General features: G+C 53.2%; 12 protein-coding genes. 4 read left to right on the top strand and 8 right to left on the bottom strand.

The genetic code is table 11. The annotated features are described in order from the left end of the window. Window positions 1-57: 57 nt before the first annotated feature. Window positions 58-1,233: an aminotransferase class V-fold PLP-dependent enzyme gene (locus LEPIL_RS02620; protein WP_002769674.1), complete on the bottom strand. Its 1,176-nt coding sequence runs from the start codon at window positions 1,231-1,233 to the stop codon at window positions 58-60. Between the two features lie 51 nt (window positions 1,234-1,284). Here LEPIL_RS02620 and bioB point away from each other — a divergent pair, with 51 nt between their 5' ends. Genes bioB through LEPIL_RS02605 form a run of 3 tightly spaced genes read left to right on the top strand, consistent with a single transcriptional unit; the run spans window position 1,285 to window position 4,453 of the window. Continuing rightward, window positions 1,285-2,415 carry a biotin synthase BioB gene (bioB, locus tag LEPIL_RS02615; protein ID WP_002769673.1) on the top strand — a complete coding sequence of 377 codons (1,131 nt, stop codon included), beginning with the start codon at window positions 1,285-1,287 and terminating at the stop codon, window positions 2,413-2,415. A gap of 9 nt (window positions 2,416-2,424) precedes the next feature. Beyond that, window positions 2,425-3,774, top strand: a complete 1,350-nt coding sequence (locus tag LEPIL_RS02610; RefSeq protein ID WP_002769672.1) for an ion transporter — start codon at window positions 2,425-2,427, stop codon at window positions 3,772-3,774. Continuing rightward, on the top strand, window positions 3,767-4,453 hold the full coding sequence (locus tag LEPIL_RS02605) for an HAD family hydrolase (protein WP_002769670.1): 687 nt from the start codon (window positions 3,767-3,769) through the stop codon (window positions 4,451-4,453). Before LEPIL_RS02610 ends, LEPIL_RS02605 begins: the two co-directional genes overlap by 8 nt. Here the strand turns inward: LEPIL_RS02605 and LEPIL_RS02600 are convergent. The 3 genes from LEPIL_RS02600 to LEPIL_RS02590 are packed head-to-tail and all read right to left on the bottom strand — an operon-like array spanning window position 4,384 to window position 6,019. After that, entirely contained in the window at window positions 4,384-5,049 is a 666-nt protein-coding gene (locus tag LEPIL_RS02600; protein ID WP_002769668.1) for a trimeric intracellular cation channel family protein, read from the bottom strand. The two genes, LEPIL_RS02605 and LEPIL_RS02600, sit on opposite strands and share 70 nt — an antisense overlap. Then, on the bottom strand, window positions 5,046-5,477 hold the full coding sequence (locus LEPIL_RS02595) for a MarR family winged helix-turn-helix transcriptional regulator (RefSeq protein WP_002769666.1): 432 nt from the start codon (window positions 5,475-5,477) through the stop codon (window positions 5,046-5,048). Before LEPIL_RS02595 ends, LEPIL_RS02600 begins: the two co-directional genes overlap by 4 nt. Then, the gene (locus LEPIL_RS02590) at window positions 5,474-6,019 is read right to left on the bottom strand and encodes an acyl-CoA thioesterase (protein ID WP_002769664.1); all 546 of its coding nucleotides are present in this window, start codon (window positions 6,017-6,019) and stop codon (window positions 5,474-5,476) included. Before LEPIL_RS02590 ends, LEPIL_RS02595 begins: the two co-directional genes overlap by 4 nt. Before the next feature lie 1,304 nt (window positions 6,020-7,323). Here LEPIL_RS02590 and ltrA point away from each other — a divergent pair. Next, on the top strand, window positions 7,324-8,685 hold the full coding sequence (gene ltrA, locus LEPIL_RS02575; protein ID WP_002769328.1) for a group II intron reverse transcriptase/maturase: 1,362 nt from the start codon (window positions 7,324-7,326) through the stop codon (window positions 8,683-8,685). Window positions 8,686-9,560: 875 nt separating this feature from the next. Here ltrA and LEPIL_RS02565 read toward each other — a convergent pair. The 4 genes from LEPIL_RS02565 to LEPIL_RS02550 all read right to left on the bottom strand — a co-directional run bounded on the left by LEPIL_RS02565 (window position 9,561) and on the right by LEPIL_RS02550 (window position 13,431). Next, on the bottom strand, window positions 9,561-10,643 hold the full coding sequence (locus LEPIL_RS02565; RefSeq protein WP_002769659.1) for an IS110 family RNA-guided transposase: 1,083 nt from the start codon (window positions 10,641-10,643) through the stop codon (window positions 9,561-9,563). A 295-nt stretch (window positions 10,644-10,938) separates the two neighbouring features. Beyond that, window positions 10,939-11,907 (bottom strand): quinolinate synthase NadA, encoded by a 969-nt coding sequence (nadA, locus tag LEPIL_RS02560; RefSeq protein WP_040919364.1) that lies wholly within the window; start codon window positions 11,905-11,907, stop codon window positions 10,939-10,941. Between the two features lie 117 nt (window positions 11,908-12,024). Beyond that, window positions 12,025-12,660, bottom strand: coding sequence for an endonuclease III domain-containing protein (locus LEPIL_RS02555; RefSeq protein WP_002769653.1), 636 nt, complete (start codon window positions 12,658-12,660; stop codon window positions 12,025-12,027). An 18-nt stretch (window positions 12,661-12,678) separates the two neighbouring features. Continuing rightward, entirely contained in the window at window positions 12,679-13,431 is a 753-nt protein-coding gene (locus LEPIL_RS02550; protein ID WP_002769651.1) for a glycoside hydrolase family 25 protein, read from the bottom strand. Window positions 13,432-13,501: the final 70 nt, after the last annotated feature.

The following is a 13,501-nucleotide window of genomic DNA, read 5'->3' as shown; positions in this document are numbered from 1 at the left end:
CTGCCGGAGCAACGAGAGAAGAAACCAGTTCCAGAGAAGCGATTTCGGGGACGGCTTTCAAACAGTTGAAGCCAGCGCACTGAAAAACCGCTCAATATCTGAAGCCGTCGTCGGCAGATGCGGAGCCAGTCGCAGATAACCTCCGCGCACGGTGCAGACAATACCCTTATCGCGCAGCTTGCGTGAAGCAGTATCGGGATCGGGAACGATAAGCGAGAGTATGCCTGATCGGTGCTCGGGCTGAAAGCAGAGCGGACGTATCTTCTCTTTTATTCCAGCCAATGAAGAGCGATCCAGCAATTCAATAAAGACGTCCTGCATGGCGAAGATATGATCGCGCACTCCTTCGATGGTATTCTGAAGAGGCAGCTCGTCGATGCAGACCTTGAGAGCGACGGCAAGAGAAACGGGCGAGGTACTGTACTCGAATTTGCGTCCGTCCGTATATGGATTCCATGTGTGATTCAGATAATCCTGGCCCTGCTTCATCAGATCGGCGCCCGTCATGACCGTCTGAATCTTCTCGCGAAAGGCAGGGGATGTATAGAGCAGCCCGCAGCCGATCGGGCCAAGCAGCCACTTCCAGCCCGATGCGGCAATCGCCGAGATATTCCACATCTCGGGATACAGCGGAAGCGCACCGAGGCTCTGAGCGGCGTCGACGACGAGGTCGATATTTCGCTCTTTACAATAAGCGCCGAGCTGTTTCAGGTCGACGGCAAAGCCCGACGTGAACTGCACATGGCTGATAGAGATGATCTTCGTGCGCGGCGTTACCAATGCATCGATATCTTCAAGCGAAAAGCTGCACGGCCCTGGCAGTGTGATGCTATCGTCGCAGGCAAGAAGCCCGTATGCTCTGTTCTGAATGAGCTTGAGCGTGGCGCCTCTATGTTCCTGAACGAGCCAGGGATAATGGTTCGAGGGGTATTCGTGCACGTAGCTGACGATCTCGTCGCCTGCCTGTAACGGATATCCGGCGGCAATCATAGATAGGCCTTCTGCCGTATTCTTGACGAACGACAGATTGTTCGCATCCGTATGCAGCAGCCGGCCTGCCGATTGTCGCAGCTCGCCCAGGACGTCCGGGTATTCGGCGAAGACAAGCGCCCCCTGAAGCGAATGGCGTTCATCGAAACGGTGGGCGGCCATACGGGCCGGATCATACAGCGGTGAAACGCCGCAAAAATTCAGATAATTCCAGCTCTGTCTGTGAGAAAGGCCTTCGGACATAGGTCTCTTAAAAGTACTTGCGGCTGCACGGACAGCGTTTTTTTCGAATCCATGTCCGCCCTTCTTTCCGGTGAAGCCCTTCAGTCCCTCGAAACACGCGTCCGGGAGCGTCTGAACTCAGATCCAGCGCTGCGTTCCGGTCTGATTGATCGTGAGCTTGCTCTTGCTATTCTGGAAAGCCCCGACATCGCCACCGAAGACGTGCTTCGTATAGGTGAAATGATACGGCGTCATTTTCATGAGAATCGCGTTCTCGTTCATATCCTGAATAACATTCGTAACGGAAACTGCGCCGAGGATTGCGGCTATTGCGCTCAGCGCAAATCGGCAGAGGGAGTTCCGGTTTACCAGACGAAACCCGAAGACGAAATCATGGAAGAGGCTAAGGCGGCAAAAAAGAGCGGAGCGCATCGCTACTGCCTCGTCACAGCCGGTCGCGGAACCTCGCCGCGTATGGCCGAAAAATATGCCGAGCTGATCAAACGTATCAACGATGAGCTCGGCATGAAGGTCTGTCTGAGTGCCGGGCTCATCAATGATCCCGAAACGGCTCGCATTCTCGCCGACGCCGGTCTTGATCGTTATAACCATAACCTGAACACGTCAGAGTCTCATTACGGAGAGATCGCCACGACGCACTCCTATCAGGATCGCCTGAACACGCTGGAACACGTTTCTTCGCGCGGCATCTCGCTCTGCAGCGGAGTCATCGCCGGCATGGGTGAAAGTCGCGCCGATCTTGTAAACGTCGCCTTCGAGCTGAATCGACTCGGTGCGGCCTCCATTCCCGTAAACTTCTTTCTGCCCGTCGAAGGTCATGCGGTGAAAAATCCCGAAAGCCTTACCGCCGACGACTGCCTGAAAATCCTCTCCGTATTCCGTATGGCTAACCCATCGGCCGAGATCCGCATGGCGGCCGGTCGCGAGGTTTATCTGGGCGATCGTCAGGGCGAGGGGCTGCGCGTCGCCAACTCGCTTTTCGTTTCGGGTTATCTGAACGTAAAGGGATCGTCGGCCGAGCAGACCATCCGACTTATCTATGAAAACGGCTACAGGCTCGACGAAGAATGTGAGAAAGAGATCGTCGAGCTGCGCGACAGAATGCTTGCCGATGCCACCATCTCTTCAGATCTTCAGATGAAGGGTATTGAAGAGCTGCGTCCCTTTCAGAATCAGCGGTGAGTTGTTGCTTTGATCTATCCTGATAACCGATGGAAGCATGCATGGGATGGTTTCATCCTCTTCGCCGTAACCTTCGCGGCGATTGAGGTGCCGTTACGTCTCGTTTTTGGTTATACGGCAAAGGGATGGATCTTCGTCGCCGACTCTCTTCTTGCCGCAATATTTCTCGTCGATGTCGTTCTGCAGTTTTATACCGTGCAGTCCGAGCAGGGGCGATTGATCGTCGATCGTTCGGAGGTCAGACGGCGTTACATGAAATCATGGTTCGTTCCTGATTTTCTGGCGGCGTTGCCGTTTGATCTGATCTTTCTTCTGGCCGGGCCACTTGGATTGCCTGCGCTACTTGCGCAGCGCATCTCGCGTCTGGTGCGAATGGTTCGTGTTCTTCGGCTGTTTCATCTGGCCGGGATTCTGCGAACCATTCAAAGGCAGTCGACGCTTCATCCGGGCCTGTTGCGTATGAGTATCCTGGCCTACTGGATTCTCATGGCCGCTCACTGGGTTTCCTGCGGCTGGCTGGCCATCGTCGGCTCTACCGGCGATCCGCTGCTTGACTATTTGAACGCTCTGTATTGGTGTCTTACGACGATTGCTACAGTGGGCTACGGTGACATCACGCCCGACCGCACCAATGCCGTTCAGCTCATCTATACGATGGCCGTCATGGTTCTCGGCGTTGGCGTCTATGGTTACCTGATCGGTAACATCGCCACCATGATTGCGAACCTCGACGTAGCGCGAGCGCATCATCAGGAGAAGATGGAACAGGTTACGGCGTTTATGCGGTATCGTAACATCCCGCCGCGTCTTCAATCTCGGATCCGTAATTACTACAACTACCTGTGGGAAAGCCGTCGCGGGTACGATGAGCTATCCGTCATCACCGATCTACCCGATTCTCTAAAGGCCGACGTCGTCATCCATCTGAATATGGAGATCCTGGAAAAGGTTCCGATTTTCAGAGGATCGTCTAACGAATTTATCAGAGAGCTTGTCGTCGAGCTGCGGCCGGTCGTTTACACTCCGGGCGACTATGTATTCCGTCGCGGAGAACTCGGTGAGCGAATGTATTTCGTTTCGAAAGGGCGGGTGGAGATTCTGACGGTCGACGATATCGAGATAAAGGCGACGCTTGGCGAAGGGGATTTCTTCGGCGAGATGGCTCTGCTTTTTCATCAACCGCGAACGGCCAGCGCGCGAGCGGCGGAGTATTGCGACCTGTATTATCTCGATAGATCGACCTTCGATCGCGTTCTACGTCGTTATCCTGAATTCAAGAAGAAGGTCGTAGCCTTTGCCGAGGAACGCAGCAGTCGACCGCACGATGCCGTAGCGGAGGGGCATGCATCGGATGTCTGAGTTACAGCTGCTTGTTTTCGATCTTGACGGAACTCTCGTCGATTCTTCGGGAGATATCGCCGCCTCGATCAATTTCACGAGAGAAAGCAGAGGTCTTCCCGCTCTCGATATTGCATTGATTCGCTCGCACCTTGGAGACGGAGCCCGTCAGCTTGTTCAGCGCTGCTTTCCGGAGTTAACGGGCGATGAGGCCGAAGGCGAAGAGCTTGACGTGACTCTGGCTGCGTTCAGGGAGCACTATACCGAACATTGTACCGACTTGACCGAGGCGTATGCCGGCGTAATGGAGACGCTCGAACGCTTGAAATCCCGCTATCGCATGGCCGTGCTTACGAATAAGTATCGCGCCGCCTCGGTTATCATTCTCGAAAAGCTCGGTCTGCTTCCATTTTTTGAGATCGTTGTCGGTGGCGACGGCCCCTGCTTGAAGCCCTGCCCCGAGGGACTTCTCAGTATCGCTCAAACCCTGGAAAGAGAACCAGGGCAGATGGTAATGATCGGCGATCATCATACCGATCTCGAAGCGGGACGGCGTGCCGGAGTTAAAACGATCTTCTGCGAGTACGGTTTCGGCATTCGAGGCGAAGAAAGCCCCGATGCAGTCATCGCTCAATTCTCAGATCTGTCGTCGGTGCTACCGGAGCTATCCGGTACGGGAAGCGACCAGTTCCACCGGTAAGCGGCCAGACGTAGAAGAACGCTACTAACAAAAATTACGATCAACACGCCCTCGTTTCTATGCAGGTCGTATCTCGATAACAAATAAAGCAGAAGGCCTATGAGGATTGAGATCGTTCCGTAGAACTCCGTAAAAAGCAGCTTCGGAACGCGGTTCAAAAGCATATCGCGCACCATGCCGCCTCCGGTGGCCGTTATAAAGGCGATCCATACGACTCCGAAAAGATTCAGGTCCCTGTCGATAGCAAGCAGAGCGGCCGCAATCGAAAAAGAGGACAGGCCGATGGCGTCGAAGAAGATCGTTATCCGACTCTGTTCTATGCGAGAGGCGCGACGTTTCTTTATAAAGTAAAAGGCCAGAACAAGAAGAACGGAGATCGTCGCAACGGACGACGGTACCGGATCCTGGAAAACGTAGGGGATACGCCCGATCATAGCATCGCGCATGATGCCGCCGCCGAAGGCGGTGAGATAGCCCGCCGTCAAAATCCCGATAATATCGAGCCTGTGTCGTATGCCCGTGAGCATTCCGGTGATGGCAAAGGCGGCGATGCCGACGTTGTCGGCGAGCAGGAAAACGTCGCCGGGGCGAATCATTTCGTCTCCTGAGCGATGCGTTCGAGGTCATGACAGTCTCGCTTCATCGCCTCCCAGCGTTCGCGACCGAAGGCGTCAAGCATGGCCTCCTGCGTCTGACGCCATACGGGGAATGTCTTGCGAAAGAGATTGCGTCCTTCGGGCGTCATACGAAGGATAACGCGACGCCCTTCTTTTTCACGCTCTATCAGGCCTCTTTCTGTAAGAGGCTCGATTGAACGGAGCAGGGTCGTGCGATCAAGGCCGAGGAACTCTCCCATTTCTTTAAGCGTCAGGTCGCCAAGCTGACGCAGAGCGGCAAGGGCGTTGAACTGCCCGATGCGTAATCCGTGCGGACGCAGGGCCGTATCGAAGGCCTGCGTCGTCGCCCTGGCCGTCCGCTTCAGGTTGTGGTTGATACAGAGAAGAAAAAATCTATCGTCGCTCATTCCCGCCTGCTTCGGAACGATTTTATACGCTCCTCAGGCAGGGAAAGCCGGAATCCTTTCTCGATTTGAAGAGAATCGACGAATTCACGAAATTCGGGCTCGTGTCGGATGGGCAGCCCCCGCTTCAGATCAATATAAGAGAATTCCATCCAGACGGCCGCATGAACGATACTGCGATCCACGCTGCGCATGACGGCCTCAACCTTCATGCCCGAAGGGGTCGTATCGAGGATGGCCGTCTGAATCCAGACATCTTCGTTCCAGCGAGCGGGCCGTAAAAAAACCTGCTGAGAACTGCGCGCGACCCAACCATGTCCGGTGACTTCGGCATGCCGTTGCAGATCGAGCGTGTAATGGTTTCTCAGGTGCTCCTCGCGAGCCTCCATTACGTAGTCGACGTAGCGAGCGTTGTGCAGGTGGCCGAACGGGTCGCAATCCTTGAAGCGGATGCGGTGCAGGGATTCGGGATGCTTTTCAAGCTCGCCGATGATCTGGAACAGGGCTACCTCATTGGAGGCGGGTTGTTCTACTGTTGTGTGCATATACACTGATTATGGTGTGTATATGCACTTTGGCGAGCGTTTTTTATGCCTGTCACGGGAAAAATGGAGAGAATCGGCGGAGAAACAGATCCTTTTTTCCACGAAATACGCGAAAAGCGCGAAAGAGGAAAGGAGGGGAAGTCCTCCTCATACCTACCCTTTTTTATCCTCTCCGTGTTCTCCGCGACCTCTGCGGTAGATTTTTCTTTTTTTCTCGTAACATCGCAGCAAAGAGATTTAACCGCGGAGGGCTCAGAGGGCGCGGAGAGAAGGGTAAGAGTTTTTTACCGCGAAATACACGAAAGGCGCGAAAGAAATCGAGGGCCTTTGATTTGTTTATCGATCGTATCTTTCCTCCGTGTCTCCGTGGTCTACACTCTTATGGCTTTCTTGTAAGCGAAAGGAGAGAAGAAGGAATAACAACGGAGAAAGACAGAAAGAAGAGTAAGAGTGCTTTCCACGAAATACACGAAAAGCACGAAAGAGGAAAGAATGGGAAGTCTACCTCATACCTACCTTTTTAATCGTCTCCGTGTTCTCCGCGACCTCTGCGGTAGATTTTTCTTTTTTTCTCGTAGCATCGCAGCAAAGAGGTTTAACCGCGGAGGGCTCAGAGGACGCGGAGAAGAAGAGTGGGGTAGGGCCTTTCCGCACGCGAACGCTTCTCCATTTCGGATCGTTTTCGCGTATTTCGCGCTTTTCGCGGTCAAAAGGATTTGCTTACCGCGAAATACGCGAAAATCACGAAAGAAGAAAAATCGGAGAATCTAACGGTAGCGATATTGAAACCCTATCGCTTCTCCCGACTTTCCTATTAGATTTCCTCCGTGCCTCCGGTGCGCCAGGATAAGCCTGTGTTCTCCCGTGGGTTGAAAGGTACCCACCCCGCAATTAGCCATTCGGCGGGTAGTGAAGCGTGCATCTGCTGGAGTAATCCATTTGGGTGAAGCCACGCGGATCAAATGTAAGGGCCGTAACAAAAGTGAACCGACATGAGCCTCGTTACACCATTAGCAGCGGCCAGCCTCTCGGAGTTGGTGAAGCCTGACACGGTCGGGGAAGCAATGGTTAGCACCCGACTGGCTGCTCGGGGTCAGAGCGGATAGCACTTGCAGAAGGAAGACATGAGGAACCTGGGAGGCCCGGTGAGGGATTCGGCAACGAGTGACAGGAATCCATAACTGTGACTCATCCTCATCGGGAGTCGGAGGAGTCCATAGTAGCGAGGAAGTCGGGTAATTCCGGTGGAGCGAAGGGACTCTGCCGAAAACAAGTTTGGATAAGAAAAGGAGTAAGACCGCTTGATGGAAACATCCTCTACGGAAGAAGGAAAGGGAACTGAGGCAGCGATACCGCTTAACCAGAAGGGACTTTCCGAGAAGCTCGCTCTTTTGAGATCGAAACTCTATCACAAGGCGAGGAACGAACCACGCTTCAAATTTTACGTGCTTTATGATCGTATCTTCAGGATGGACGTTCTGGAGGCGGCGTATTCACGAGTGAAAGCGAATCGCGGTTCTCCCGGCGTTGACGGGATAACCTTCAAACAAATTGAGAACAGCAAAGGAGGTGCGAAAGCATTTCTTGAATCGATACAGAAGGAACTGAAAGAGAAGACGTACAGACCAAGCCCGGTCCGCAGGAAGTATATTGCGAAGCCGGATGGAAGACGCCGTCCTCTTGGCATTCCGACGATTAAAGACCGAGTCGTGCAAATGGCGACTCTCCTGATTATCGAGCCTATCTATGAGGCTGATTTTCTCGACTGTTCCTACGGGTTCAGACCGAAAAGATCTGCACATACAGCGCTCGCAGAAATCAGAAGTCATATTCTGTCGGGTTTTCAGGCTGTATATGATGCTGATCTCAAAGGATACTTCGATTCCATCCCACATGACAAACTGATTCTCTGCGTTGAGCAGAGAATCAGTGACAGGTCGGTCTTGCGACTGATCCGGATGTGGTTGAAGACGCCTGTGGTTGAACCCCCCGACGATAAAGGGAGTCCACCACGCATCGCAAGATCGAAACAGGGAACGCCTCAGGGGGGAGTGATCTCCCCGCTGCTCGCGAACCTGTTTCTACATTACTTCGATAAGGTGTTTCATGGTCGTAACGGACCCGCTGTGTGGGCCAACGCAAAACTTGTTCGTTATGCGGATGACTTTGTCGTGTTGGCCCGGTATCAATCGGATCGCCTCACCGATTTTGTTGAGGGATTCATTGAAGCCCGCATGGGTCTTAAGATCAATCGTGACAAGACGAAGACAGTCAACTTGAAGGAGAAGAAAGCGAGTCTGGATTTTCTCGGGTTTACCTTTCGGTTTGATCGCGATCTCAAGGGCAGAAATCGAGACTATTTGAATGTGTTACCCTCTAAGAAAGCCGTGCAGCGGATGCGGGATAGGCTTAAGATCATGACGGGCAAGAAGATGTGCTATCAACCTATTGATGAGATGATAGGCGGTATCAACAGAACCCTTGTCGGCTGGTCAAATTATTTTCGCTTCGGTTATCCAGCGGCTTCCTTTAGAAAAGTCAACTCCTATACAGTTCATCGCTTAACAGTGCATTTAAAGAGAAGAAGTCAGCGTGGTTTTCGCCCGCCGAATGGTGTGAGCTTCTACTCCCAGATAAGCAAAATGGGACTGCTCTATCTCAAATGAATACGCTCTGGGATGGTCTGTTTTCGGGAAAGCCGGATGCGGGAAATCTGCACGTCCGGTTTGACGAGGGGGAGGGCTGCCGGGCTTCCGGCACCCTCTCTACTCTACTGGTAAATGGGTTTTCTGTCGCGCAAAGTACGAAAGAAGACCAAGAGGAAAAGGCCGCCGGTTCAGATTCTTCTCTCTCAGGTCTTCTCTGTGTTCTCCGCGACCTCTGTGGTGGATTGTTCTGATTTTTCTCGCAGCATCGCAGCAAAGAGGTTTAACCGCGGAGGGCTCTGAGGGCGCGGAGAGGAGGAGTGGGGTAAGGCCTTTCCGCACGCGAACGCTTCTCTATTTCGGATCGTTTTCGCGTATTTCACGCTTTTCGCGGTCAAAAGGATTTGCTTACCGCGAAATACGCGAAAATCGAGAAAGAAGAAAAATCGGAGAATCTAACGGTAGCGATATTGAAACCCTATCGCTTCTCCCGACTTTCCTTCTGGATTTCTCCGCGACCTCAGCGTTCTCTGTGGTGAATTGTTCTGTTTTTTCTCACAGCAAAGAGGTTTAACCGCGGAGGGCTCAGCGGGCGCGGAGAGAAGGGTAAGAATTTTTTTTTATCGCGAAAGGCGTGAAAGAAGAAGATAGGAGAAACCGTTCTTATCCCTATCTCCTCTCCGGTCTTCTCAGTGTTCTCTGCGACCTCTGCGACCTCTGCGACCTCTGCGACCTCTGCGACCTCTGCGACCTCTGCGACCTCTGCGACCTCTGCGACCTCTGCGACCTCTGCGACCTCTGCGACCTCTGCGACCTCTGCGACCTCCTATGTTACATGACCATAGTCAAGCCCCTCCCACACTCCGACCCAATTTTTTTAATCAGGCGATTCCTTTTCAAGCGGCTGCACTGTGCAGACCGTAGTATTTCAGTTTCTTCTTCAGATTAACAGGGTTTGAATGCCGATAAAACTCACCGTTCCTCACCATGAGATACAGGATCTCGGTCATCTTTCGAGCAACTGCGACGATGGCCTTTTTCTTCCCTTTGATGGGATAGAGTCGCTGGTAAAAGGCCCGCAGATCTCCGCCTTCATTGGATCGGGTCAATGCCCATGCGGCCTGGATAATGACTCGTCGGATAGGCTTGCATCCCGTGTGAACGATATGTCCGTAATGCACCATCGTTCCGGATATCTGGACCTTCGGCACAAGGCCCACAAAGAAGCCCACCTGTTTGGCGCTGGAAAACCTTTTCCCATCGCCGAGATAACCGAGCAAAGCCAGCGCAAGGATAGGACCGACACCGGGCATCGACATGACAAGGGATGTATAATCCAGATTCTCTTTTAATGCGCCTCGAATCTGCTCTTCCAGCTCTTCAACTAACCCTTCCATGTGGTCGATATCTCGCATCAGCCGGGAAGCCTCAGCCTGATAGACCTCTGGAAGTGATTCAAACGCTTCCTGCCTGTTTTCTCGTCGACTCAGGTGGCTTCTTGTGAGATGAACAATTCCTGCTTCGACGAATACGGAATGGAGACGATTCTTACTCATGCTGATCATCTCGCTCCAGTGCGCCTGTTCGGTAGAGAGTCGACGGATTACTTCCTGCTTCTCTGTCGGAATTTCCACGGTCGGCAACTCTTCCCGGGGATGGCGCTGCGCCAGCCGGGCCAGTTTCAGAGCGTCTTCTTTATCCGTCTTTTTCAAAGAGTCATAGATGACGGCAACATCGCCGGGATTCAACACGATCATGTCGCAGCCGATATTTTTAGCCAGCCGTCGAGCAATGCGAAAGGCCTGACTACCGGCTTCCAGAACGACGGTCTCGCCTTTTTTCAGCCATTTTTCAAGGGTTCGGAGCCCCTGATCATCTGTTTTCCCGGAAAACCGCTCGATTCGTTCGCCCGTAACCCGGACTGCTTCAAGGGTTCTTTTGCTCAGATCGATTCCGACTACCGGTTTGTTCGTATCCATACTCCATCACCTCTCTTCATTCGTAGTAACGAAGGAGCAGGAAGGGCTTGACAAGCTCTGATTTGTACACCAGTCTCCTATTCGAGGTCATCCGAGCTTTCCTCTCGGCACCTCATATGGAAGTTCGGTGGCCGGTTTAGGTTAATCTCTGAGCCGGGATCACAAGTCCCACTTCGCAGAACAACCTGCCACCGGCCTTCCAGCCCCGTCGAACTGGAAGTACATCAGAACTTTGCACCGTCTACTTGCTTTTCATGGCCATCTCTGCGGTTAACTCTGCCGGTCTTCCAGACTATCAGCCGATGGCGATCATGCGTTCTACGGATTTCACGGCTCGCACGCGGATGTCTTCGGGAACGCGCACCTCGAACTGTTCGAAGAGCAGGGCGTCACGCACCTTGCGAAGCGTGATCTTCTTCATATGCGGACATGTGTGGCAGGTGCCCACAAACATACGGTCTGGAAAAACGGAGCGCAGGTTATCGGCCATGCTGCATTCGGTGACGAGCAATACGTTTTTATTCGAGCTTCGGGCGATGAAGCCTTCCATCTGCGAGGTGCTTCCGCTGAAGTCGCTGGCCTGCGTTACGTCGGTATCGCATTCAGGATGAGCGATCACAAGCAGATCGTCGAACTGCTTGCGAAAATAAGCGATATCTTCGCCCGTGTACTGTTCGTGAACCATGCACTTCCCTTTTTCATAGGGGATGAGCTTCTTCTTCGTTTGAAGCTGCATATTCTTTGCAAGATAGGCGTCGGGCAGAAAGAGGATCGTATCATCGGGCAGGCTTTCGATGACTTTCAGGGCATTGGCGCTTGTGCAACAGATGTCGGTTTCGGCCTTCACCTCGGCCGAACAGTTCACGTACGTAACGACGGGAACGCCCGGATACTGCGCCTTCATGGCGCGCACGTCGGCTCCGGTGATGCTTTCGGCGAGCGAGCATCCGGCTTCAGGGTCGGCGATGAGAACCTTTTTATCGGGATTGAGGATGCTGGCCGTTTCGGCCATGAAATGCACGCCGTTAAAGAGGATGATGTCGGCCTCCGTATCGGCGGCCTTGCGGGCCAGACCGAGAGAGTCGCCGATAAAATCCGAGCAGCCATAAAAGACGGCAGGCGTCATGTAATTATGGCCGAGAACGACGGCGTTTTTTTCGCGCTTAAGACGCTGGATTTCTTCGATCAGCGGCATGGCCTCTTCGAGCTCATGCGGCATCATCGTCTTTTCGAGCGTCTGTCGGATCTCATCAAGGTCTGTCATGGCCTGCATGAGTTCAAGAAACCAATCGAAACTCCGCTGACAAGATAGAAACGGCCTGTTTTCACAGGGCATCTCAAAAACCGGCACAGTTGCCTTTTCTTAAAGAAGTCTTTGAAATCACGTCTTCCGGTTCTGGAAGTAGGGGCAGACGTCGACGAAGATGCAATCGGGGCATTTCGGATTTGTGGGGCGACAGATCTCACGCCCGAGAAAGGAGAGCGACATTCCGGCATCGGCCCAGAGCGCCGGATCAAGCGTTCCCATAAGTGCCTTCTCGATCTTCACAGGCGTTCCTTCGCCGAGTCCAAGCCGCGGGACGATGCGCTCGACATGCAGATCGACGATGATGCCTTTTCCCGGCTTGCCGATCTCCCGGAGTATGACAAGCGCCGTTTTGCGTCCGATGCCTTTCATCTCAACAAGGCCCTCAAGTGTGAGCGGGATCTTGTCGTCCGATCCGATCTGCTTTGCCGTCTCGCAGATCCATTCGCACTTCTTTTCGTAGTTCGTGACTCCGCGAAGTAACGGATGCAGATCACGCGGCTTTGCACGGGCCAGATCGCTCAGGCGGGGATAGGCGTCAAAAAACGGCGGCGCTACCTGATTGATGTGTTTATCCGAATCTCTGGCCGAGAGTATGGTCATGATCATCAGCTGATACAGGTTCCGATACTCAAGCGGATGTTTGCGTTTTCCGTAACGCTCGTTAAGTCGGGCGAAGTGGTCGTTCCAGTTCGTCGAGAAAAGCGACATAGTGCAGTCTGCTACCGTTCAGCGATCGTTGTCTATCTTTTCTTGTAAGATAAGGCCATGCAGATCGGCCTCTGTTCCATAGAATACATTGACATCGACCGGGCCGTTAATGCCCGGAACGGAGGCCCTTGAATAATACTGCCAGAAGATCCAACCCGGAAAATCATCGGGCTCGAAGAAGATGTCGCGTATCCAGAGTCGCTTCATCCATGAGGGATCTCCATAGGCCTTAAAGAATTCCTCTGTCGTATAGAGGATCGGCTCTGAGCCGTAGTGGGTCCGTATCATGTCCAGGAATTGATTCAGTTCCCGATTGAATTCATCTCTGGCGGGGCGTTTCGAGCAGTTGCCGCCGAATTCCAGATCGATGGCCGGCGGAAGCATGTGAGCCCCGGGCACGGTTCGTATAAGATGCTCGGCCTGATCCCTTCCGGGCCGACAGAGAGTATAGAAATGGTAGGCTCCACGAATCAGTCCGGCCTCTTCGCTTGCTTTCCAGTTCCGGTGAAATTGTGGATCGGTGAAATCGCCGCCTTCTGTGGCCTTGATATAGACGAAGCGGTACTCAGAGCGGCCGACCAGCGGCCAGTCGATGACTCCCTGATGATGAGAGACATCAAGGCCGCGGACGGGAAAGCGTTCTTTGTCGGGATGGTTGAACTGAAGCCATCCGCGATCATAGAGAACAGGAGTGAGCAGGACGGCGCCGGTGGCGAGAGCAGCGAACAGGCCGGCAAATGTGATGAGTCGAAGTCTGTGATTTTTGAGCATGGGGTTGTCTCACCAGACTGAGCCGGTGCCTTTGCAATGTCACAAAAAATTCGTGCAGAGAAAATCTGGC

It is taken from the genome of Leptonema illini DSM 21528 (genome assembly GCF_000243335.1).
GTDB lineage: Bacteria > Spirochaetota > Leptospiria > Leptospirales > Leptonemataceae > Leptonema > Leptonema illini.
The sequence above is the reverse complement of the archived record's forward strand: the minus strand, read 5'-3'. Positions and strand labels throughout refer to the sequence as shown.